Annotated in this window: 19 protein-coding genes and 1 rRNA gene; 12 read left to right on the top strand and 8 right to left on the bottom strand. The window is 71.0% G+C overall.

All coding sequences use genetic code 11. From position 1 onward, the window contains the following. Positions 1-57: 57 nt before the first annotated feature. Together EXE51_RS11545 and EXE51_RS11540 are read left to right on the top strand one after the other, a co-directional pair. Complete coding sequence (locus tag EXE51_RS11545; protein ID WP_094495280.1) at positions 58-1,914, top strand: DNA mismatch repair protein; 1,857 nt, start codon at positions 58-60, stop codon at positions 1,912-1,914. After that, on the top strand, positions 1,907-2,362 hold the full coding sequence (locus EXE51_RS11540) for a hypothetical protein (RefSeq protein WP_086219124.1): 456 nt from the start codon (positions 1,907-1,909) through the stop codon (positions 2,360-2,362). The genes EXE51_RS11545 and EXE51_RS11540 overlap by 8 nt, the downstream gene beginning before the upstream one ends. Before the next feature lie 28 nt (positions 2,363-2,390). On the opposite strand, the gene EXE51_RS11535 is transcribed toward EXE51_RS11540, so the two are convergent. Continuing rightward, complete coding sequence (locus EXE51_RS11535; protein ID WP_199234054.1) at positions 2,391-7,103, bottom strand: glycoside hydrolase family 15 protein; 4,713 nt, start codon at positions 7,101-7,103, stop codon at positions 2,391-2,393. A gap of 127 nt (positions 7,104-7,230) precedes the next feature. Here EXE51_RS11535 and malA point away from each other — a divergent pair, with 127 nt between their 5' ends. From malA to EXE51_RS11520, 3 genes are all read left to right on the top strand, one after another. Beyond that, on the top strand, positions 7,231-9,360 hold the full coding sequence (gene malA, locus EXE51_RS11530) for an alpha-amylase MalA (RefSeq protein ID WP_137692703.1): 2,130 nt from the start codon (positions 7,231-7,233) through the stop codon (positions 9,358-9,360). A 124-nt stretch (positions 9,361-9,484) separates the two neighbouring features. Beyond that, positions 9,485-10,975, top strand: a complete 1,491-nt coding sequence (gene malQ / locus EXE51_RS11525; RefSeq protein ID WP_137692702.1) for a 4-alpha-glucanotransferase — start codon at positions 9,485-9,487, stop codon at positions 10,973-10,975. Between the two features lie 4 nt (positions 10,976-10,979). Beyond that, the gene (locus EXE51_RS11520) at positions 10,980-12,008 is read left to right on the top strand and encodes a sodium:calcium antiporter (protein ID WP_137692701.1); all 1,029 of its coding nucleotides are present in this window, start codon (positions 10,980-10,982) and stop codon (positions 12,006-12,008) included. 60 nt (positions 12,009-12,068) lie between these two features. Here the strand turns inward: EXE51_RS11520 and EXE51_RS11515 are convergent, their stop codons facing one another. Further along, the gene (locus tag EXE51_RS11515) at positions 12,069-12,281 is read right to left on the bottom strand and encodes a PLDc N-terminal domain-containing protein (RefSeq protein WP_049929318.1); all 213 of its coding nucleotides are present in this window, start codon (positions 12,279-12,281) and stop codon (positions 12,069-12,071) included. A 95-nt stretch (positions 12,282-12,376) separates the two neighbouring features. On the opposite strand from EXE51_RS11515, the gene EXE51_RS11510 reads away from it, so the two are divergent. From EXE51_RS11510 to EXE51_RS11490, 5 genes are all read left to right on the top strand, one after another. Further along, a complete protein-coding gene (locus EXE51_RS11510) occupies positions 12,377-12,709 on the top strand; it encodes a hypothetical protein (protein WP_049929317.1) in 333 nt (110 codons plus the stop codon). 90 nt (positions 12,710-12,799) lie between these two features. Beyond that, positions 12,800-14,113, top strand: coding sequence for a Zn-dependent hydrolase (locus EXE51_RS11505; RefSeq protein WP_086216560.1), 1,314 nt, complete (start codon positions 12,800-12,802; stop codon positions 14,111-14,113). A 357-nt stretch (positions 14,114-14,470) separates the two neighbouring features. Next, complete coding sequence (locus EXE51_RS11500) at positions 14,471-15,517, top strand: transcription initiation factor IIB family protein (protein ID WP_049929315.1); 1,047 nt, start codon at positions 14,471-14,473, stop codon at positions 15,515-15,517. 101 nt (positions 15,518-15,618) lie between these two features. After that, a complete protein-coding gene (locus EXE51_RS11495) occupies positions 15,619-15,798 on the top strand; it encodes a hypothetical protein (protein ID WP_049929314.1) in 180 nt (59 codons plus the stop codon). 243 nt (positions 15,799-16,041) lie between these two features. Beyond that, positions 16,042-16,275 (top strand): UPF0058 family protein, encoded by a 234-nt coding sequence (locus EXE51_RS11490; RefSeq protein WP_004598519.1) that lies wholly within the window; start codon positions 16,042-16,044, stop codon positions 16,273-16,275. A 96-nt stretch (positions 16,276-16,371) separates the two neighbouring features. Here the strand turns inward: EXE51_RS11490 and EXE51_RS11485 are convergent, their stop codons facing one another. Both EXE51_RS11485 and EXE51_RS11480 read right to left on the bottom strand, forming a co-directional pair. Continuing rightward, positions 16,372-16,830 carry a DUF555 domain-containing protein gene (locus tag EXE51_RS11485; protein ID WP_086216559.1) on the bottom strand — a complete coding sequence of 153 codons (459 nt, stop codon included), beginning with the start codon at positions 16,828-16,830 and terminating at the stop codon, positions 16,372-16,374. A gap of 68 nt (positions 16,831-16,898) precedes the next feature. Further along, on the bottom strand, positions 16,899-17,825 hold the full coding sequence (locus EXE51_RS11480; RefSeq protein ID WP_049929312.1) for a DNA-3-methyladenine glycosylase: 927 nt from the start codon (positions 17,823-17,825) through the stop codon (positions 16,899-16,901). A gap of 89 nt (positions 17,826-17,914) precedes the next feature. Between EXE51_RS11480 and EXE51_RS11475 the strand changes: the two genes are divergently transcribed. Next, entirely contained in the window at positions 17,915-18,415 is a 501-nt protein-coding gene (locus tag EXE51_RS11475; protein WP_049929311.1) for an SRPBCC family protein, read from the top strand. Positions 18,416-18,453: 38 nt separating this feature from the next. Here the strand turns inward: EXE51_RS11475 and EXE51_RS11470 are convergent, their stop codons facing one another. After that, complete coding sequence (locus EXE51_RS11470) at positions 18,454-20,031, bottom strand: HAMP domain-containing sensor histidine kinase (protein ID WP_137692700.1); 1,578 nt, start codon at positions 20,029-20,031, stop codon at positions 18,454-18,456. Positions 20,032-20,094: 63 nt separating this feature from the next. Beyond that, positions 20,095-20,979 carry a DMT family transporter gene (locus EXE51_RS11465; RefSeq protein ID WP_137692699.1) on the bottom strand — a complete coding sequence of 295 codons (885 nt, stop codon included), beginning with the start codon at positions 20,977-20,979 and terminating at the stop codon, positions 20,095-20,097. A 139-nt stretch (positions 20,980-21,118) separates the two neighbouring features. Here EXE51_RS11465 and EXE51_RS11460 point away from each other — a divergent pair, with 139 nt between their 5' ends. Then, positions 21,119-21,421 (top strand): hypothetical protein, encoded by a 303-nt coding sequence (locus EXE51_RS11460; protein WP_094495273.1) that lies wholly within the window; start codon positions 21,119-21,121, stop codon positions 21,419-21,421. Between the two features lie 27 nt (positions 21,422-21,448). On the opposite strand, the gene EXE51_RS11455 is transcribed toward EXE51_RS11460, so the two are convergent. Both EXE51_RS11455 and rrf read right to left on the bottom strand, forming a co-directional pair. Then, positions 21,449-22,294, bottom strand: coding sequence for a hypothetical protein (locus tag EXE51_RS11455; RefSeq protein ID WP_241990626.1), 846 nt, complete (start codon positions 22,292-22,294; stop codon positions 21,449-21,451). 323 nt (positions 22,295-22,617) lie between these two features. Further along, positions 22,618-22,719 (bottom strand): 5S ribosomal RNA (gene rrf / locus EXE51_RS11450); the annotation flags it as partial.

The raw sequence follows: 22,719 nt of genomic DNA, 5'->3' as shown, positions 1-22,719 counted from the left end.
CGCCGTCGGCGACGCGAGCGACGAAAGCGCCAAGATGCCGGGGCCACACCACGGGGTATGCGACTCCAGGACTACTGGGGGATCGGGCCGAAGACGAGCGAGCGGCTCGCCGAGGCCCTCGGGACCGAGCGGGCGGTTGAGGCGATCGAGTCGGCCGATGTCCGCGCGCTCGTCGACGCCGGGCTCCACCGCGGCCGCGCGACCCGCATCCTCCGCCGGGCGAACGGGGAGGCCGGGATGGACGTGCTCGCGACTGGCGACGCGCGCTCGGTGTACGACGACCTCCTCGGGCTCGCGGCCGACGCGGCGTTGACCGCGCACGCGGCGGACCGCATTCGGGTGTTGACCCCGCTCCTCGACCGCGACGCCGTCGAGGCACGATTAGACCGGGTCGTCGCCGCCCGCGACGCGTGGACCGACCTCGACGAGGCGGACCGGGAGGCGGTCGCGGACGCGTTTGACGCGTACGACGAGGCCGCCGGCTCCGACCTGGCCGCGGTCGAGACCGCCGTCGCGCTCCGCGAGGCGGGGTTGACGGCGGGACCGTTCGCCGACATCGGCGCGCTGGACGGGGACCGCCTGCGCGACGCGGCCGACGCGCTCGCCGACGTCCGGGGGTCGATCGACCCCGCCGGCGGGCTCGACGGTGACGATATCGAGATCGCGGCGGGCGCGGACGCGGAGCTGGACCGGCTCCGCGAGCAGCTGTCCGCGGCGCGCGACCTCGCCGACTCCGCGTTCGACGTGCTGGAATCGGTCCGCGACGGGAGCCTCCGCGACTTCGAGGCGCTGGAGGCGGCGACGATCGACCACGTCGCGAGCGAGACGGGCGTCGAGCCCGCGACGGTCCGGGCCGCGTCGCCCGACGAGGCGCTCGACGCCGCCGACTTCGTCTCCGGGACGCTGCGGGACCTCGTCGTCGAACTCGAAGCGGCCGTCGAGGAGCGTGAGGCCGCCGTCGCGGCCGACATCCGCGAGCGGCTGGGCGACGAGTCCGCGGGGAGAGACGACGCGACCGCCGGCGGCGGCGACGGAGCGGACGACGGCGGCGACACCGCCGTCGCCCGCGCCGCGTCCGCCGTGTCGGACGCCGCCTTCCTGCTGTCGCTCGGGCGGTTCGCGGCGGAGAACGGGCACGTCCGCCCGACGCTCGTCGACGACGGCATCGCCGTGCGCGGCGCGCGGAACCCGTTCCTCGGGGGCGACGTCCAGCCGGTCTCGTACGGCGTCGGCTCGCACTCGCTCGCTGACGCGTCGGGCGTCGCGAGCGCCGACGCGCCGCCGACCGGCGACCGCGTGAGCGTCCTCACCGGGGCGAACTCCGGCGGGAAGACGACCCTCCTCGAAACGCTGTGCGCGGTGGCGCTGCTCGCATCGATGGGGCTGCCCGTGCCCGCCGACGCGGCCGAGGTCGGGACGTTCGACCGGATCGTCTTCCACCGCCGACACGCGTCGTTCAACGCCGGCGTGCTGGAGTCGACGTTGAAGTCGGTCGTGCCGCCGCTGGTCGCGGACGGTCGGACGCTCATGCTCGTCGACGAGTTCGAGGCGATCACGGAGCCGGGCCGGGCCGCCGACCTGCTGAACGGGCTGGTGACGCTCACGGTCGACCGCGGCGCGCTCGGCGTCTACGTCACGCACCTCGCCGAGGACCTGAGTCCGCTGCCCGAGGCCGCACGGATCGACGGCATCTTCGCGGAGGGGCTGACGAACGACCTGGAGCTCCGCGTCGACTACCAGCCGCGGTTCGAGACGGTCGGGAAGTCCACGCCGGAGTTCATCGTCTCGCGGCTGGTCGCGAACGCGGGCGACCGCGGCGTCCGCGCCGGCTTCGAACACCTCGCGGGCGCGGTCGGCGAAGAGGCCGTCCAGCGAACGCTCTCGGACGCCGAGTGGGCGGCGAACGATGACTGAAGAGTCGGCGGACGACGCGGCCGGTCCCGACCGGATCCGGTCGATCGCGGTCCACCGCGAGGACGTGGCGAACGCGCTCGAGGCCACGCTCCGGAGCGACCGCGAGGTCGTCCTCCGCGCGACGCCGCCGTTCTCCGGGCGGATGCGCGCACGGCTCCACGCGCTCGACGCCGGCGGGAATGGAGGCCATAACGGGAACGGTGGTTCCGACGACGCACCCGCGCCGCTCTACATCGACCCCAGGGACCTCGTCGCGGACGTGCCCCCGTACCCCGAAGTCGACGACACGGCCGCCGAACTCCCTGACGCCGACCTCGAAACGCGTCGCGAGCGACACGCCGAGAGCGTCGAGGCGTGGCGCGAGACCGTGCGCGAGCGCGTCGGTTCGACGGTCGAGATCGAGGTCGACGGCGGGGTCCGCAGCGTCGACGTGAACGCGCTCGGGTAAGCCGAGCCGGAGACCGGAACCGCCCGACCTAGAGCCGAAGCCGTTCCACCGACGTGCCGGCCGCCTCGAACGCCTCGTCCGTCGCGGCCGCGACCACGACGGTGTCCGCGTCGGTCGCGGCGTCGAGGTCGACCTCGAAGGCACCGTCGTCGTCGGGCGTCACGAGCCGCGAGGTCTTTCGGGTGTGGACGGCGACGGACTCGGCGTCCGTCTCGCCCGCGACGACGACCGCGTCCTCGACGAACTCGGCCGTGGCGGTCAGGTCGGGGCCTGCGGGGCGGTCGCGCTCGACGTACCGATCCCGGACGACCGCCGGCGTCTCGACCGGTTCGTCCGCGTCGACGCCGTGCGCCAACCGGACGAAGCCGGCCATCGACCACGCGAGGGGGGTCGCCCCCCCGGTGCCCTCGCCGAACTCCCAGCCGTACTTCGTCGGGTGTTCGCGGTCCCACACCTGCTCGGGGAGCATCAGCCCGGAGTTGCCGAACCCGGCCATCGTCTCGAGCAGGGCCTCGGGTTCGAGCGCATCCTCGTCGGTCCCGCCGAAGGCGTCGGGGCCGTCGGCGCGGGCGCGCAGCTCGTACTCGCCGCGCTCGCCGGTGAAGATCGGCCAGAGACGCCCGCGGCCGTCGCCGGTCCCGGCCCACGGCGCGCCGGGGTCACCGACCGCGATCTCGCCGTACGCGTCGCCGACGTAGCGGTACCAGGCGGCGCCGTGCGGCGTGTCCACCCGGATCGAGTCGTCGACGACCGAGACGGAGTTGCGGACGACCGGGTCGTCGGCGGGCTTGATCCCCAGCCGGACGAGTTCGAGGAAGCCGCCGTCGATTATCTCCCGCTCGTCGTACGTCGGCCCGTCGTTGGCGATGGTGCGCGGTCGGCCGGAGTCGGGGTTCCCGTCGGCCGTGATCCGGATGTAGTACGGGGTCCGATCGTGGCGGTCGGTCCCCGTCGAGGTCGCGCACCACTCCTCGACGCGCGCGGTCCAGTCGTCGGCGAGCGCGAGCCACGCCAGCGCGTCCGCACGGAGGGAGTCGGGCGATTCGGCGCCGTCGCCGTCCGCCTCCTCGCGCCGGTCGGCCTCGGCGAGCGCGAGCGCCGCGCCGCAGACGAGGCCCGCTATCTCGGCCGCGATGCTCGACGGCGAGTAGCCGGCCTCCTCTTCCCAGCGCTCCTGTGCCGTCTCGGGGCCGTTCTCGGCGATGTAATCGAGCGAGCGGGCGACCTGGTCGTACGTGTAGCCGGCGTCGTCGAGCGTCACGCCGCGCTCGTACAGCTGCCACGCCATCACCGAGGGGAAGCCGATGTTGTCCATCTGCTCGCCGCCCCACCGGGTCCGGCCGTCGATGTAGGTGTTCTGCGGGAGGAATCCGTCGTCGTCCTGCTGGGTGTTGTAGAGGTAGGCCAAGGCGTCCGCGCCGCGTTCGAGCTCGTCCATCTCGATCAGGGCCGTGAACACCTGATAGAGGTCGCGCGACCAGACGAAGTTGTAGCCGTAGCCGCGGTTCTCGGCGGCGTACTCGGTCTCGCCCCACGGCACCGACGGGCTGGCGATCCCCGCGCCGTCGTGGGCCTTGTCCTCGACGGCCGCCAGCGTCATCAGCGCGAACCGATACTGCGCCGCGAGGCCGGGGTCGCCGGCGACCGAGTCGGGAAGCTCACGGTCGGCGAGCCACGCGCGCCACGTCTGCGCGTACGCCGCCGCGGCGTCGTCGAACCCGCGAGCGAGCGCGCCCTCCGCCTCGCCGAGCGCGCCCGCCGTGTCCGAGTCCTCGGCGAACCCGAGCGCGACCGTGTCTCGCAGCGACTCGCCGCTGCCGACGAGACCGGCGAGCACGACGTTGCCGACCGCCTCGGGCGATTCCTCGACGCGCTCGCCGTCGCCGAACAGCGCGTCGGTGGCGTCGCCGTCGGCCGCGAGCGCGCTCGCCCAGTCGAACCCGTCGCCGCTCGCCAGCGCGAGCGCGGGGGCGAACGGCTCGCCCTCGTCGTCGACGAGCTTCCCGGGGTCGCGGTCCGGGTCGTCCTTGCGCGCGAGGAGGTGCGCCCCCGCGTCGCCCGCGACCCGCTCGGCGCGGTCGTCGGTGCCGACGTTCGCGATGGTGGCGTCGACGAGAGCGTACACGTCGTACTCGCGGGACCCCTCGAACCGGACGTCGGCGAGGATCGCGGTGCCGTCGGTGTCGACCGCGTACTCGACGGTGAGCGTCCAGCCGTGGCCGTGGCCGTCGCCGGTCTCGCGGATCGTCTGGACGTACGCCAGCGCGTCGTCGGCCGCCGGCTCGGTCGTCCGCTCGATCGTCTCCGTCGCCGAGACGTGGCCCGTCTCGGCGAAGGTCCGTATCGCGTACTCGGAGTCGGGGTCGGCCACGAGGAAGTCGAACGTCCGGACGTTCATCACGTCGATCCGGGGGAACCGCGCCTCGGTGAGGGCCCCCTCGGTGAGCGTGAACCACACCGGGACCGGATCGTCGGCGTCGTAGTCGGCGGGCGTACCGACGCCGAACTTGCGGCCCGTGGTCCAGTGCGGCGCCGCCTCCGGGCCGGTCTCGCGGTCGTGCGGGACCGGGAGTTCGCCGCGGCTCGCCAGCGTCACCGTGGCGTCGATGCGGAGCGCGTGGGACCACGCGATCGGCGTCGCGCTGTCGAGGTCCCCGTCGTCGAACACCTGCTCCGCGAACAGCCCGGCCTCGTTGACGAAGGGACCGTCCGGCTCGCAGAGGGCGTAGAGGTCGCGCGCGTCGGCGAACAGCGGCTCCGCGGTCCCGCCCCGGTCCTCGACGACGCCCGCGAGCGTCGCCGCCGCGGTCGCGCCCCACAGCGTCGCGATCGACCACACCTTCGCGGCGCCCTGCTCGGCGGTGCGCCAGTCGTCGCCGGTGAACCGCACGAGCCCCTCCACGGCGGGCGTCTCGCGCCGGAGCGCGTCGATCGACTGCCGGACGTGGGTGTTGACGCGGTCGAGGAAGCGGTCGAACTCGCTCGCCGCGACGGTGTCGACCGAGCCGGAGCCGTCGGTGGCCGCGGCGTCGTCGGGCGCGTCGTCGTCGGCCGCCGGCGTCTCGTCGAGCAGGGCGGCGTACTCGGCGGCCGCGGTCGCGAGCGCGAAGGTGCTGGCGTCGGCGCGGCTGTCTTGGTCCTCCTCGCTCGCGCGCTGGAGGAACCGCTCCGTGTCGGGGTTCCAGCGCGCGTTGAGCCCGGAGAGCGCGGTGTCAGCGGCGTCGGCCGCGTCGGCCCGGAGTGCCTCGTCGACCGGCGCGCGCGCCACCGCGGCGAACGCCCGGAGGTACTCGGCGCCGGTGTGGGTGAACCGGCCGAGCGCGTTCTCCCAGCAGTTCTGACAGCGGCGGGGGAGCCCGTCGTCCTCGGTCGTCTCGAAGAGGAAGTCGACGGCGTCGGCGATCGTCTCGTCGATCCGGTCGCGCCACTCTTCGGGGAGGTCGGCCTCGCGGCGGAGGGTCGCGAGGAACGCGACGACCGTGGCGGGCTGGTCGAGCTGATCGTTCGGGCCGGGGGTCGCGTTCGCGCCCTCGATCCGGGCGTTCGCCCAGCCGGGGGCCACCTTCCCGGAGTCGGCCCACACGCGGTGGGGCCACGAGCCGTCGGCGTCCTGCGTCCGACAGAAGAAGCTCGCGGCCGCGAGCAGCTCCTCGTCGGCGTCGAGGCCGAGCTCCTCGCTCGCGTCGAGCAGCGCGGTCGAGACGGTCGCCTCGTCGCGGAACCACGTGTAGCCGTAGCCGCCGGAGGTGGAGTAAAACGGGTCGAACTCGGGGGCGGCGATCCGGCCCCCGGACTCCGCGGTGAGCAGGTCGAGCGCGCGGAGGTCGCTCGCGATCACCGACCGTCGCGGGGCGTCGGCGGGCACGTCCGGTCCGCGCCCGTCCGCGGCCTCGCGGAGGTCGTCCGCGTCGGGGTACGCGGTGGCGATGTTCGAGACCGTCTCGATGCGGCGCTGGCGGTCGACCCCGTCGGTGAGCGCGTCCTTCGCGTCGTCGCCGGTGTCGCGGGCGGCCCGGCGGTCGACGACCGCTCGCCCGGCGAGCGTGACGCGCTCCGTGCGGCCGTCGCGCTCGAAGGGGGCGCGGACGACCACGTCGGGAGTGAGCCGCGAGTCCTCTCGTCGATCGATCTCGCCGCGGTGCGGGAAGCCGTCGTCGGCCTCGCCGAGCAGCTCCGGAATCGTCCGCAGGCGCTGGCCGTGGGCGTTCGAGAGCCCGGTCGAGGCGGTGAGGAAGTCGTGCTCGGTGCGGTGGTACACCTCGACGACGCCGCCGTCCTCGGGGCCGGCCCCGTCGTGGACCATGTTACCGACGCGACCCTCGACCATGTCCGGCGAGAACGCGTAGGCGGCGACGACCTCGGCGTCGGCGGGCGGTGATCCCCGGAGTTCGACGTGCGTGAGGTGCGTGTCGCTCACGACGAGGTCGAACTGGTGGATGGTGTAGCGGCCGGCGTCGTACTCCGTCTCGACGAGCGGCGTGTCGCCGTCGTAGTGCTGGCGGGTCGTCTCGAGGTCGTCGAACCAGCGGACCCCGCGCCCGGCGGTGATCCCCATCCGCAGGCGGTCGGCCCCGCCGACCTCGGAGAGGGAGTACGAACAGTCGTGGACGGTCCCGTCCGGTCCGACGTGGACCAGTCGGCCGTCGTCGCCGGTGAACGCGCCGGCGGTCATCGAGTGTTCCGCCGGGTAGCGCTCCCCGCGCCGACGTTCGTGCTCCGTAAGGGCGGTACGCAGTCGCATACCCGCTCTGCGACTGCCGGAGTAAAAGCCTTGACGACCGCGGCCGGTATCCGAACGGACGCTGCGCGGCGCAGATCTCACCGAAACAAGAGCAACACCGAAGGCCCCGGGCGTTAATTGGCGTCACATGCACCACCCCGGACCCCCGCGCTTCCTCGCGACCGGCGAGCAGACCGAACTGGCTCCGCGAGACCCGAACCCCGACGCGACGTACGTCTGGCGCGTCGCCGACGCCCCGCCCGGCAGCGAGGCGACCGTCGGCGACGACGCCGTAACGGCGTTCACGCCCGACGTTCCGGGCCGTTACCTGCTCGGGCTCGACGCGCCGGACGGCGACCACCTGCTCACGGTCCGCGCGTTCCCCGCGAGCTACGAGGGCGTCGACGTCGCCGGCGGCAGCGGGACCGCGATACGGGACCGCGACGCGGACGACGCGCCGGTGGACTACGCCGCGCGGGAGCGGCACGAGGGCGTGGGTCGGCCGCGGGTCAGGGTGGACGCGAGCGTCGCGTTCGGCGGCGACGCCGAGTCGACCGGCGGCGAGACCGGAGGGGAGGAGGCGCGCTCGGGCGCCGGAGAGGCGGTGTTCACCGCGACGCCGACGCCGAACCCGGAGTCCGCGTTCGACGCCGACGACCTCTCGGTGACCTTCGTCGTCGACGACCGGGACGTCGAGACCGCGGTGGCCGACGGCCGCACGAGCCCGCGAGACGCGCTCCGGGTGAGCGACGGCGGCCGCGAACTCCGCGTCCCCCTCGACGCGGTTCCTGACCGCCTCCGCGTTCACGCCGTCGCGGTCGCGCGGGACTCGGGAGAGGATCCGCGCGTGAGCGTCGCCGACGCGGCCGCGGTCGAGCGCGCCGGGGACGGTCCGCCGGGAGCGACCGACGCCGGCGGCGAGGCCATGCTGACCCCTGACGCGCCCGACTTCGAGACGCTCCGACTCAACGACCCGCCGGCGTGGACTCGCAGCGCCTCCGTCTACGAGGTGTTCGTCCGCACCTTCGCGGACGCCGACGAGGGCGCGGCGTTCGACGCCATCGCGGAGCGGATCCCCCGGATCGCGGAGCTCGGCGCCGACACGCTCTGGCTCACGCCGGTCCTCGGGCACGACGGGAAGCCACACGGCTACAACATCGTCGACTTCTTCGACACCGCCGACGACCTCGGCGAGCGCGAGGACTTCGAAGCGCTCGTCGAGACGGCCCACGACCACGGGATGCGCGTGCTGTTCGACTTCGTCGCCAACCACACGGCCCGCGACCACGAGTGGTTCCGCGACGCCTACCAGAATCCGGAGTCGCCGTACCGCGACCGCTACGAGTGGCAGGAGTCCGGCGAGCCGGGGACCTACTTCGACTGGGAGCTTATCGCGAACCTGAACCACGCGAACCTCGACGTGCGGCGGTTCCTCCTCGACGTGATCGACGAGTGGGCCCCGCTGGTCGACGGGTTCCGCTGCGACATGGCGTGGGCGGTCCCGGACTCGTTCTGGCGCGAACTCCGCGACCGCGTGAAGGACATCGACCGCGAGTTCCTCCTGATGGACGAGACGATCCCGTACATCCCCGGCTTCCACGAGGGGATGTTCGACGTCCACTTCGACGCGACGCTGTACTTCCAGCTCCGCCAGGTCGGTCGCGGCGCGGAACCCGCTTCGAGCGTCCTCGACGCGGTCGACCAGCGCGCGGAGATCGGGTTCCCCGACCACGCCGAGTTCCTCCAGTACATCGAGAACCACGACGAGACGCGCTACCGCGTCGAGTGCGGCGACGCCGCCGCGGCGGCCGCGGGCGCGGCGATCATGACGCTGCCCGGCGTCCCGATGGTGTACGCCGGCCAGGAGATCGGTCAGCGCGGCCGGCGCGACGCGATCGCGTGGGACCACGCGCGCGAGGAGGTCCGCGACCGCTACGAGCGACTGCTCGCGACCCGACGGGACCACCCGGCGCTCGGGCCGGAGGGCGACGTGTCGCGCGTCGGCTACCACGTCGCGAGCGGCGACCTCTCCGAGCGGCCGATCGTCGCGAGCGGCGACGTCCACCCGGACGACGTGGTCGCGTTCCGCCGGCACGACGGCGACGAGGACCTGATCGTCGTTCTCAACTTCGCGCCCGCGGACGCGAGCGTCGCGATCGATGTCGCTCACGGCGAGCGCGACCTGGTCACGGGCGAGCGGTGCGTGGTCGAAGACGGCGAGGGCACCGAGCGGGTCCGCGTCGACGACGTGGCGGTGGTGCCGGTCGCAGAGGAGTGAACGGCGGGCCGGAGAGTGGCCGTCCGGTCGCGGACGAGTGAGCGGCCAGTCGTGACGATCTCCGCCGCCGCGACGCGATCCCCGGACGCAACGTTTGAAGTCAGTGGGGGGCGCAGGGTGGCCTATGCGATTCGACCGCTCCGACGGCGTCTTCTGTCACGTCACCTCGCTACCGGGGGCGTACGGGATCGGCGACCTCGGCGAGGGCGCGCGCGACTTCCTCTCGTTCCTCGGCGACGCCGACGTCGACCACTGGCAGATCTGTCCGATCGGGCCGACGCTCTCCGTGGCCGGGGAGTCGCCGTACCAGTCGCCGTCCGCGTTCGCCGGCAACCCGCTGTTCGTCGACCCCGAGGGGCTCGTCGACGACGGCTGGCTCGACGAGGGGGACCTGCGGCCGGTCCCCGACTTCCCGACCGACCGCGTCGACTACGACGCGGTCCGCGAGTACAAGCTCCCGCTGTTGCGGACCGCGTTCGAGCAGTTCGAGGAGCGGGCGACCGAGGAGGACCGCGCCGCGCTGGGCGCGTTTCGCGAGCGCGAGCCGTGGCTGGCCGACTACGCGCTGTTCAGGGCGCTCTCCGACGCCCGCCCTGAGGACGTGTGGACGGAGTGGCCCGCGCCGCTGCGCACGCGAGACCCGGACGCGCTGGCCGAGGCGCGCGAGGAATACGCCGCGGAGGTCCGGTTCCGCGCGTTCGTCCAGTGGACGTTCGACCGCCAGTGGCACGACCTGCGCGCGGTCGCCGCCGATGAGGGCGTATCGATCGTCGGCGACGTGCCCATCTACGTCGCGCTCGACTCCGCCGACGTGTGGGCGAGCCCGGAGGCGTTCCGGCTCGACGAGGGGAACCGTCCGACTGCGGTCGCGGGCGTGCCGCCGAACGCCGGCGATTCCGGCCAACGGTGGGGGAACCCGCTGTACGACTGGGAGCGGCTCGCCGAGTCGGGGTACGACTGGTGGCTCGACCGGTTCCGTCGGCTGTTCGACCTCGCAGACGTGGCGCGGCTCGACCACTTCCTCGGCTTCGTGAAGTACTGGGCGATCCCCGCCGACAGCGACGACCCCGCGGACGGCGAGTGGCGCGACGGGCCGGGCCGCGACCTGTTCGAGGCCGTCGAGCGCGAGCTCGGCGCGGCTCCGTTCATCGCCGAGGACCTCGGCTTCGAGGACCCGGCGATGGACGAGCTGATGGCCGAGTTCGGCTTCCCGGGGATGCGCGTCCCGCAGTACGCCGACTGGTGCGCGGAGGGGAACGAGTACCAGCCGATGCACTACGGCGAGGGGGTCGTCGGCTACACCTCGACGCACGACACCGACACGTGGGCCGGCTACTTCGAGGACCTCCCCGCCGAGCAGCGCGACTGCTTCCGGTACAACGTCGGGAGCGACCCCGACGAGCCGCCCGAGTGGGCGATCATCGACGAGGTGTGGAGTTCGGACGCGATCCTCGCCGTGGCGACGATTCAGGACCTGCTCGGGCTCGGCAGCGAGTCCCGGTTCAACGAGCCCGGGACGCTGGACGGCAACTGGGAGTGGCGCGTCGCCCGCGACGACCTCGACGACGCGATCGCGGACCGGCTGTGGGAGCTGGCCGGGAAGCACGTGCGCTAGCGCCGTGACGGGCGCCCTCCCCGACTCGCCACTCGTCCACGTCCTCGTGATCGCCGCGGCGACCGCGTTCATCTGGCTCGGGAGCGGCTGGTTGGAGGAGGCCGCCGAGACGCTGTCCGGGTACTACGGGCTCCCGGAGGTGGTTCAAGGGTCGATCGTCGTCGCGGTCGGATCGAGCTTCCCGGAGCTCGTGAGCGTGCTGGTCACCGCTCTCACCGGCGTCTTCGACATGGGCGTGGGCGCGCTCGTCGGGTCGGCCATCTTCAACGTTCTCGTGATTCCCGCGGCCGCCGGACTCGGAGGCGAGGACGAGCTGGAAGCCAACCGGGCGATCGTGTACAAGGAGGCGCAGTTCTACATGCTGGCGGTCTCCGCGCTGGTCGTGACGTTCGCGCTCGCGGTCATCTACTTCCCGGTGTCGACGGACCCGATCGTCGGGAGGTTGCCGCGCTCGCTCGCGGTCATCCCGCTCGCGCTGTACGGTCTCTACCTCTTCATCCAGTATCAGGACGTCGACGACGCGGCGATGGACCGCGTGCGCGAGGGGATCGACATTCGGCGCGAGTGGGCGAAGCTCGGCGGCGGGCTCGCGGTCATCGTCGTCAACGTCGAGCGGCTCGTGGCGTCGGTGGAGTCGCTCGGCGTCACTTTCGGAGTCCCGGAGTTCCTCGCCGGCGTCACGGTCGTCGCGGCAGCGACGAGCCTCCCGGACACGCTGGTCAGCGTCCGGACGGCGCGCGAGAACCGGGGGACGACGAGCCTCGGAAACGTCCTCGGATCGAACACGTTCGACCTGCTCGTCGCTATCCCGCTCGGCGTGCTGATCGTCGGCGAGGTCGCCGTCAACTTCTCGACGGCGGTGCCGATGCTCGGCGTGTTGACGGTCGCGACCGTCCTGCTGTTCGTGACGCTCCGGACGAGCCTCGCGCTCAACGAGCGCGAGTCGTACGCGCTGCTCGCGGCCTACGGGCTGTTCGTCGCGTGGGTCGTCGCCGAGAGCGTCGGCGTGACGAGCGTGCTCAAGGGCGTGTGAGTCCTCCGGCGGGATCGGCGCCGGGAACCACTCGTCGGCCCCGGTGCGTGAGACGGCGGCTCAGTAGGAGTCCCGCCCGATGATGAGGTACAGCAGGATCCCGAGAAGCGGCGCGAAGAACACGACGAGCGCCCACAGGATCGGCGGGTGCTCGCTGCGGCTCTGCGCGTCAGAGTACGTCCACACGATCATCGCGAGGTGGACGACGAGGAACCCGAGACTGACTAAGAGGGCGATACCGGCCGCCGCGCCTTGGAGGAGCAACGGGGACATGTCGGCTGACACCACAACGCCGCGCGCAAAGTGTCTTCGGGATCGGAAGGCGCTCCCGGCGAAACGGCTATGAGTGACGGATGTGAACGGTACGCATGGTCGGTGTCGTGCGCGCAGCGGGTGCCACGACCGAGCTCTGCTGCGGCCTCGCGCTGCTCGCGCTGTCCCGGACCGACACCGAGGGGGTTCCGGCGGCACCGTTCGCGACCGGCTTCGCGGTCGGCTACCTCTACCGTCACGCGCGGGCGACCGCGGGCTGTCGGCGGTTCCGCGGCGGCCCGGCACGAAGCCTCGGGATCGCGCTGGCGTGGGCGGCGCTCGGCGTCGCCGCCGAGCGGTCGATCGACGGGAAGGCGGCGAGCCGCGCGTTCGCGGCCGGACTCGGGCTGGGCTCGGCCGGCTACTGGCTCGCGCGGCGCGGGGAGTGAAGGCCACTCGGGAGGTGACCGCCCGGACACCCGCCTCGACGCGACCGCCGGAGCCCGAACCGTTTTGATCGCGGAGCGCCCGGCTCAGGTATGACGCTCCCAGTCGACGCGGACCGGCTCCGCGCGGACATCGAGGCGAATGCGGCGTTCGGCCGCGTCGAAACGGGCGATCCGGACGCGCACGCGCGAACGAATCGCACTGGATCCGAGGCGAACCGTCGCGCCAGGGACCGGCTGGTCGAACGGCTTCGAGCCGCCGGTCTCGACGTCGCGGTCGACGCGGTCGGAAACGTCCTCGGGACGTGGGTCCCGGCGAGCGCCGATCCCGAGGCGGCTCCGGTCGTTTCGGGGAGCCACCTCGACAGCGTGCCGGAGGGCGGGATCTTCGACGGCCCGCTCGGGGTGTACGCCGCGTTGGAGGCGGTCCGCGCGATGCGCGACGCAGGGGCCGAGCCGGACCGACCGGTCGCCGTCGTCAGCTTCACCGAGGAGGAGGGAGGCAGCTTCGGCAACGGGCTCCTCGGTTCGTCAGTCGCGACCAGCGAGACGGCGCTCGACGACGCGCTCGCGCTGTCGAACGCTGGCGGAGAGACGCTCGGCGAGGCGCTCGATCGGATCGGCTACCGCGGGGGCGACGCCGTCGACGCCGCCACGCCGACCGACGACGACGGCGACCCGACAACGCTCGATCCCGCGTCGTGGGCGGCGTTCTACGAGCTCCACATCGAGCAGGACACGACGCTGGAGGAAGCGGGCGCGGCGGTCGGTGTCGTGACGACGATCACCGGGATCACCCATTGCGAGGCAGCGATCGAAGGCGAGGCGAACCACGCGGGCGCGACCCCGATGGACGAGCGGACCGACGCGCTCGCGGCCGCGAGCGAGTTCGTGTTGGACGTCGAAGCCGCCGCGAACGAGGTCGTGGCGTCCTCGTCGCCCTCGGCGGTGGGCACCGTCGGGTCGCTGTCGGTCGCGCCGAACGCGACGAACGTGGTTCCCGGCCGCGTCGAGGCCGGCGTGGATATCCGCGACGTCGAGGCCGGATCCATGGAGGCGATCGTCGAGGCCGCGCGCGACTCGCTCGCGCGGCTGGAGCGCGAGCGGGGCGTCGAGACCGCGTTCGAGCGACCGTTCGACGTTGCGCCCACGCCGATGAGCGACCGGCTCCGCGGGGCCGCGCACGGCGCCGCCGACGCCGCCGGGCGGGAGGCGATCGACCTCCACTCGGGCGCGGCGCACGACGCGATGCGGGTCGCGCGCGTCACGGACGCGTCGCTGCTGTTCGCTCCGTCCCGCGACGGGATTTCGCACAACCCCCGAGAGTGGACCGACTGGGACGACTGCGCCGCGGCGACCGAGGTGCTGGCGGGCGCGCTCGCGCGCGCCGCGGTCGACGAGCGGTGACGGTCGACGGTGCGAGCGAGGTCGGCGCTGTACCCGGTGGCCTCTCAGGCACACGGACCTCGGGTGGGGCGCCGACCGGCCCCTTGAGTCGAGGACCGGCCTCGCTGCGTGGGGGCGGTCACTGAGAGTGAAGTATAAATACGGTCGCACGACTCCGCTCCGGGACATCACCGATCGCGGATAGGACGAGGTCGAGGTCACATATCCGCGTACACCGACGTATGAAGCCGCTTCCGGTCGCAACGCCGCGCTCAATTATAGATATATTTATATACTTTCGCGACTAACTATACGTTAACGAGCTGGCGATTCGCGGACCTCGCTGTATTTTCGTCGGGGGATCGTCGGAGCACACCCATGACAGAGACACATACCTACAGCGACGGCGGCACGGAACGGGAAGGACGGGCGGACTCCGCGGACGCGTCCGCGGGCGGCGAGCGCACGCGAACGAGGGCGTCGGAGTCGGCGGCCGTCGCGGAGCCGACGGAGAGCGAGCGCGAGCGCACCACGACCTGCCCCGAGTGCGGCGGTCGGCTCGCGACCGACACGGAGCACGGCGAGACGGTGTGTGACGACTGCGGGCTCGTCGTCGAGGCGGACTCGGTCGACCGCGGGCCGGAGTGGCGCGCGTTCAACTCGAACGAGCGGGACAGCAAGTCGCGGGTCGGCGCTCCGACGACGAACATGATGCACGACAAGGGGCTCTCGACGAACATCGGCTGGCAGGATAAGGACGCCTACGGCAAGTCGCTCTCGGGCCGACAGCGACGCCGCATGCAGCGGCTGCGGACGTGGAACGAGCGGTTCCGCACCCGCGACTCCAAGGAGCGCAACCTCAAGCAGGCGCTCGGCGAGATCGACCGCATGGCCAGCGCCCTCGGCCTCCCCGACAACGTCCGCGAGACCGCGAGCGTCATCTACCGCCGCGCGCTCGACGAGGACCTGCTTCCCGGCCGCTCCATCGAGGGCGTCGCGACGGCCTCGCTGTACGCCGCAGCCCGGCAGGTGGGGAACCCGCGGAGCCTCGACGAGTTCACGACGGTCTCCCGCGTCGAGAAGATGGAGCTCACGCGGACGTACCGGTACGTCATCCGCGAGCTCGGACTGCGCGTCCAGCCGGCGGACCCGACGAGCTACGTCCCGCGGTTCGTCTCGCGGCTCGGCCTCTCGGAGGAGACGGAGCGGCGCGCACGCGAACTGCTCGACGACGCCGCGAACGCCGGGATCACGAGCGGTAAGTCGCCGGTCGGACTGGCCGCCGCCGCCGTCTACGCCGCCGCGCTCCTGTCGAACGAGAAGGTGACGCAGAGTCAGGTCTCGGAGGTCGCCGACATCAGCGAGGTCACCATCCGGAATCGATACAAGGAGCTCCTCGACGCGAGCGGCGCCGCGAGCGCCTGAGGCGCCGTCAGGAACTCGGTTCGATGTCGGTCTCGTCGGGCTCGACACTCGACCCCCGATCGCCACCCACGTTTTTAACGCGGCCGACTGTACAGGGTGACATGGTTGATGCGTTCGTCAGACTCGTCTGTCCGGAGTGCGGCAAGGAGTGGCAGGACAACCCGGCCGAGCTTCAGGACCTGCGGTCTAACTTCAGTTGTCCGGCGTGTCACGCGACGCGGCGCCTGACCGAGTTCATGCGAACCGAGCGCGACCTCGAAGCCGTCAGACAGTTCCAGTAGCGCCGTGCCGGGTCGGGGGCTCGACCACCCCTGAGACCGGAGCCCCGACCGCACACGGTCGGCGTCTCGCGAACGACTTTTTGATCGTCGTCGACCTCGGGTAGCGACGGATCGCGGGAAACGATCCTGAACGATCTATCGAGAACCCACTTCTCCGCGTTGCTACTCGCGAAATACGCGGATAGTGTGGTAACGTTACTCAAGATAATAATATAAACCTCCGGTAGCAAAGGACTGGTACTCATGAAGAAGCAGGAACTCATCCATCTTCACGGTCTCCTCGCGGAGGTACGAAAACAGTGCGAGTTCTGGGACGACGACGTTGATCTCGAAGCCTACGAGGAACTGGGCGTGAAACCGACGTCGATCCACAAATCCAAGACCGACCACAAGGCGGCCGTTTTCAAGCTGACAGAGGGAATCACTGAGCCGATGGAGTCGTCCGAATCGGAGCCGCTGGCCCCGACGGCCGACTGAGACGTTTACCGCGTACCGCTCCTCGCCGACCGCACCAAACGCCGACCAGCGTCGTGGCCGCTCCCGTCGAGAGCCGGCAGCACGGAGGCGACCGGCTCAGAACTCCTCGTGCTCCTCGCCGCCGCTGAGTGCCGATCCGTCGCTGCGGCTCGACTCCTCGTCGCCCGACGCTGACTTTCCTGTCGCGGTCGACGCGTCGTCGGCGCGGTCGCTCTCTTCGGGACCGATCTCGGTGACGGTAAGGACCTTCAGCGGGATGTTGCGGAGTCGCTTCCCGATCTCCTTTCGCGCGACGCGGCTGGCGTGTTCGCCGCGGTCGACGTTGAACACGTCCATCCGGAGCTCCAAGGCGACGAGCGCCTCGTCGGCCGCGACGAACGCCGGATCGAGCGGTTCGCCGCTCGGCGACGTCCGGGTCCCGGTGTCGATCTCGACGTAGTTGAGGTCCGGGTTGAGCATCTCACCGGTCTTCGAGATGGCGATCCGGACCGCCTCGTCGGCGGTCTCCACGTCGTACACCGGGACCGCGGCCTCGACGACGACTCGACAGTCCATCACGATTGTGCGTACCACGCGAACGAGTATCAAACTTCGGCCGCGCCGGACTCCGGGCGCCGCGCCGGTCACTCGCCGCCGGCGCGGAGGTAGTAGAACACGTACGTCTGGGCGTAGCCGGCGAACTCGCCCCCGAAGCGCTCGCGGATCGCGCGGGAGGTCGCAGCGTAGCTCCCGCGGTCGCAGTCGGGGTAATACTCCTCGATGGTGGTGCGGATCCACGTGTCCAACGGCACCGCCTCCAGGAATCCCAGCGAGAACAGCAGTACGCAGTCGGCGACCTTGTCACCGACGCCGACGAACCGCGTGAGCGACTCGCGGGCCTCTTCGTAGGGGAGATCGGCCGCTTCCGAGAGGTCGGCCTCGCCCGTCGCGACCATCTCCGCGGTCCGCTGGACGTACGGCGCGCGGTAGCCCAAGGAGAGATCACGGAGTTCGTCCTCCGTCCGCGCCGCCAGCTGCTCGGGCGTCGGGAACGCCCGATACGTCTCGTCGTCGAGTCGAACTGCGTCCCCGTACGTCTCTCGGAGCCGGCGCTGCATCCCGTGGATCCGGGCGACCCGCATCTGGGCCGAACAGATGAACGAGATCAGACACGGGAAGACCGGGTCGCGGGTCAGTCGCATTCCCTCGTAGGCGTCGTACGCGCGCTCCAGCAGGGGCAGATCTGGCGTGGCGTCGAGGATCGCGTTGAGGTCGTCGTCGAGCCGGAGCAGGTGCGTCAACAGCGGCTCGACGTCCGTCGACGCCTCCCAGCGGAGGGTGCCGTCGTGGACGCCCCCCTCCTGTCGGACCCGCACCGCGACGCGCTCGTCAGTCACCCCGGGAATCGGATCGACGACGGTCTCGTACCACGCGTCGCCGCCGTGCGCGTGAAGTTCGTCATACGTGTCGCCGTCGGACCGGTTCCAGAGGTAACTCTGGCCGCTTTCGAGGGTCGCCTGAAGGTCGAACGGTCCAGCCAGATCGCCGACGTCGATCGCCCCGCGTTCCATCGTATTCGATCAGCGCGCGCGCAGGCATGCGAGTTTCGGTCGCGGCCCGCCGTGGACGGCTTTTTGTCCGACCGCACCGTACCGAACGTATGCCGACGTACAGGCGGACGATTCGGGTGCCCGCTCCGGTCGAAGACGTGTGGGCATTCCACTCCACGGTCGACGGACTGCGCGAACTCACCCCCGACTGGATGCGCCTCCACATCGACGGCGTGGAGGGACCGGACGGCGAGTCCGATCCGGGGGTTCTCGTCGCCGGATCGGCGATCGAGATGTCGGTCCGACCGTTCGGAGCGGGCCCGCGTCAGCGGTGGACTTCGCGCATCGTCGAGCGCGACCCCGACGGGGAGACCCCGCCCGAGCGCTCCGCGCGGTTCGTCGACGAGATGGAGGACGGACCGTTCCGACGGTGGCAGCACACCCACGCGTTCTACGCCGACGGGGACGAGACCCTGCTCGTCGATACGGTCGCGTATCGACTGCCGCTCGGCCCGCTCGGCGACTTCGTCGGACCCGCGGCGAAAATCGGGTTCGAGGGCATGTTCCGAGACCGTCACCGGCGCACCGTCGACCGGTTCTCCGACGCATAACGGCGTCACGGAGCCGCCGCCGACACCGAGCGAATCCGCTACGCCGACGCGACCTGCGTCGCGCTCGCGCCGAACGTGAGCTCGAAGACCGCGCCGTCGTCGTTTCGGGCCTCGATGTCCCACTCGTGGGCCTCCACGATCCGGTCGACGATCGCCAGCCCGATCCCTGAGCTGTCGGCGGACGAGACGCCGGAGTCGAAGACCGTGTCGGCGAGTTCGACCGGTATCCCCGGACCGTCGTCCGCGACGTACATCCCGCGGCGGCCGTCCTCCGTGGTGAGCGGGCCGATCTCTATCGCCACATCCCGGCCCGCGTGATCGATCGCGTTCCGGAAGAGGTTCTCCAGCGCCTGCCGGAGTCGTCCCGGGTCGGCCTCGACCTGACCGACCTCATCCGCGATAGTGAGCGTCGCCTCGGGCGACCGGACGGACGCCCACGCGTCTTTCGCGACGGCCTCGATCGGAACCGACTCCGTCTCGCCGATCGCCTCCCCGCGCCGCGCGAGCATGAGCAGATCGTCGATCAGCGTTTCCATGCGGTCGACCGCGCCGCTCATGGCATCGTATCGCGACGGCGTCAGCTCGTCCTCGGAGAGCGACAGGTACCCCGAGAGCACGTTTAGCGGATTCCGGAGATCGTGTGAGACGACCGCACTGAACTGCTCGAGCTGTTCCGCCTGTCGGCGGAGCGCCGCCCGACGGTCGTTGCGCGCGATCGTGTGCGCGACCAGATCCCCGAGAGTACGGTACAGGTCGACCTCGTCGTCGGTCCACGTCCGGTAGTCGCCGGACTCGAAAGCGACGATTCCGCTCAGCTCCCAGTCGACGACGAGCGGTACGTGAACCGTCGCCGGTGGACCCGCCTCGTCAGTGTCAGCGGTCGAGACGTCTTCACCGCGCGGAGGAGCCGCCCCCCGAGCGACGTTGCCGAACGTCGACAGCTGGTCGGGGTCTGGGAAGTCATCGAACCGCCTCGGGGCGGGGTCGAAGCCGTCGGGACACCAGCTGTACGCCGGCACGAACTGCCCGTCCTCCTCTCGATAACAGATTATCCGGTTGAGCTCGGCGTGCTCGCCGACGTTCTCCATCGTCCACTCGATCTTCGTTCCGACCTCGTCGGTGCGGGTGCTCATCAGCGTCGTCCCGGCGTCGAGCAAGACCTCAGAGAGGCGAGCGACATCGTCGGTTCCGAGCTGGACGCGGTCGGGCTCTAACAGTCCCGCGAGGCGTTCGGCGAGCGACCGGACGGCGTCGCTCTCGTCGGGGGACAGCGCCCAGTCGTCGACGGTGACCACGTCGTCGACGCCGGCCGCCAGCAGGGCGCGGATCGTCTCCGTCGTCGCGTCCTCGACGAGCGCGATCACCGGCACGTTCGACGGGAGCGCCGCGAGCCGCTCCGTTACCGCGTCGTCGGCCGCCGCCGCGGCGGTGACGACGACACCGCAGGTGTCGTTCAGCGGGCCCTCGTCGTCGCGTTCCTCACCCAGATCGGCCGGGGCGAACGTCCGAACCGTCGGTCCGTCGGGCCCCTTCCAAGCGGCGTCGACTGCGCGCGTTACGCGGTCGCTCGCGCGGGCATTGTCTCCTACAAACGCGACGACCGTTCGCCGGTCCATATCTTAATCAACCGGCCAGACGGTTTCAACGTTTACCCCAAAATATCGACGCTGAAAACGCTGTCACCGGTCAGCGGCCGCCGTGACGTATATCCCCAAGAGAACGACGCACCCACCGACGACCGTCGCCGGCGTCGGAGTCTCCGACAGGAACGTGACGGCGAGCAGCGTCGCCCCGACCGGTTCGCCGAGCAGCGAGACGGAGACGACGCTCGACTCGAGGTGTGCGAGCGCCCAGTTGAGAACGGTGTGGCCGAGTAGCCCCGGACCGGCCGCGAGGCCGACGAACAGGAGCCATTCCCGAGGCGGGTATCCCGTAAGCGGATGTCCCGCCGCGAGGACGAACAAGAGCAAGACGAGCACGCAGACGCCGTACACGACCGTGACGTAGGGGACGAGCGAGATGCGTTGCCGCAGCGACCGCCCGGCCAACACGTAGCCCGCGGCGGCGACCGCCCCGGTCAACGCCAGCGCGTTTCCGTACAGCGGACGGGGGCCGACCGCCACGCCGCTGAGGAAGTCACCGAACGACATCGACACCATCCCGCCCACCGCGACGGCGATACCCGCCGCCATGCGGCGGGTAACGCGCTCGCGCAACAGCAGCCAGGCGCCGAGCGCGACGAACACCGGTTGCGCCTGAACGAGGGTCACGCTCGCGGCGACGCTCGTCCACCGGAGGCTCTCGAACCACGCGGCGAAGTGAACCGCGAGCGCGACCCCGGACAGGGCCGCGAACGCGAGATCGCGGGGCCGGATCCGCGCGAGATCCGCTCGATACCGCCACGCAGCGACCGCCCCCAGCGGCACCGTCGTGAACAACACCCGATAGAAGGCGGCGACCGAACTCGGCGCCTCGCTCAGACGGACGAGGATGGCGCCCGCGCTCACGGCCGCGACCGCCGTCGCCAGCGCCGCCTTGGGTGACACCGCCGGGTTCGAGGTCATCGGGTTCCACGACGCTTCGAACGGCGACTGCTTACGGCTTTCGAGAGCGGATCGACCGACGCGACGCAGATACTCCCGTGCTCCTCGGTCAGCGACCGACGCCGACGGTGATTTCACTCCGCGACGCGAACCGGCACACATGTGTGCGGACACGTTCGGCGTCGGCATCCGCGTCACCGAAACGGAACTGCGCGTCGTCGTCGGTGTTCCCTCAGATATCGACGCCGGATGGACCGACCCAGAAGCGTTCCAGTCGCTCGTCGCGGAGGCCGTGTGGGAGCGGCTCGACCGACAAGCGACGCTGGAGGCCGTCGCCGCGCGGTACGACACGGGCGAGACCGCATCGCTCGGGAGCGTGACGCTGGAGCCGAACGGGACTGTGGTGAATGCCGACCTCGAACGCGTCGCGGAGGCGGACGCTCGGGACGGATCAAAAGAGTAGCGCGTCTACTGCGGTACGACCCCGCCTTCAGTCGTCTGAGACGCCCGTCGCGATCGCCGCACCGAGCGCCCACGTCCGTTTCGGCCGGTACGCGGTGAGATCGTACCGGGTCGGGCCGACGGTGTCTCCCCACGTTTCGAGCGCGCCGAGCGTGACCATCCCCGACAGCGTCGCCCCCAGCGTTCGCGGCGTCGTCTCCGGGTCCGCCAGCGCGGCGTGTACCTGCTTCGACTGCGGGTAGTTTCGGTCGCACATCTCGATGCCGCGTTTGGCCTCCACCCAGTGGCGACGGACGTACCCGAACGTCGTGGGATCCTCGCGGGAGAGCCGTTCGACCGCCGTCACCGCCTCCGCGTCGGGCCCGACGACGACATCGGCGCGGGCGCCGACTCGTGACAGCAACTCCACGGGGATCTCGAACGAGCACCCCATCGAAATCCGACCCACTCTCCCCACAAACCGCTTGAGGAGACAGTCCACGAACGCGACTGCCGAGTCGACGCCTTCCCGGGCGGCGACGGGCGCGAGGTCGTCGACCACCACATCGATCGCGCCATCGGGGACGCCGTCGAAGTGGTCGGCGACGGCGTCGAAAACCTGTTCGCTTTCCACGGTCCGGCCGAGGACCGTGTAAGCGAGGCCGTTGTTCGGTACGACCTGCGTCGACGCGGCGGTCCCGCTCCGAGCGATGTCGGTCACGTCCACTACCGCCTCTCTGTCGGGCGGTCTCGCTCGCGCTCGATCCCACCCGCTCCGCCACCTTTCCACGTCGGTCCCAAACAGGACGGACACGACACGGTCCGAGTCGACTCCGTCGCGGACCGACGGCTGCTCGCCACAGAACAGCCGTACCGTGCCGTTCGGTCCGCCCATTACACTTGGGTTCAGCGACAGAACTGATAAACTTACTGACGAAACTATTAGTACTGATACGACTCGCGCCGAGACGATCACTGTCCGCGCATTCGGTGCGGCGGGCCGATGACCCGCTGCTGTCGATCGGATACCGGTACGAAGCGACCTCTCGCGCTGTCCGGCAGGCGATATCGGCGGTTTCTCGGACTGATCCGGAGCTGTCGCTGTGGAGCGTTTAAGCCTAGCGGTCGCGCGTCAACGCCCTCGCCGCTCGCTATACGTCAAAAAAGCCCACGGACATACGTCCGTGGGCTGAGTGGGAGTATTCTCCCGGATGAGTGGGCAGGCGGCGACCCGTGGTTCCCAGAGGATCGCTCACTCCAGTACTTCACGGTACGCTGGTGGGCTTAACTTCCGTGTTCGGAATGGGTACGGGTGTGTCC

Source organism: Halorubrum sp. CGM5_25_10-8B (genome assembly GCF_005435095.1).
Lineage (GTDB): Archaea > Halobacteriota > Halobacteria > Halobacteriales > Haloferacaceae > Halorubrum > Halorubrum ezzemoulense.
Note: the sequence above shows the minus strand (reverse complement) of the source record. Positions and strands in the feature narration are given on the sequence as shown.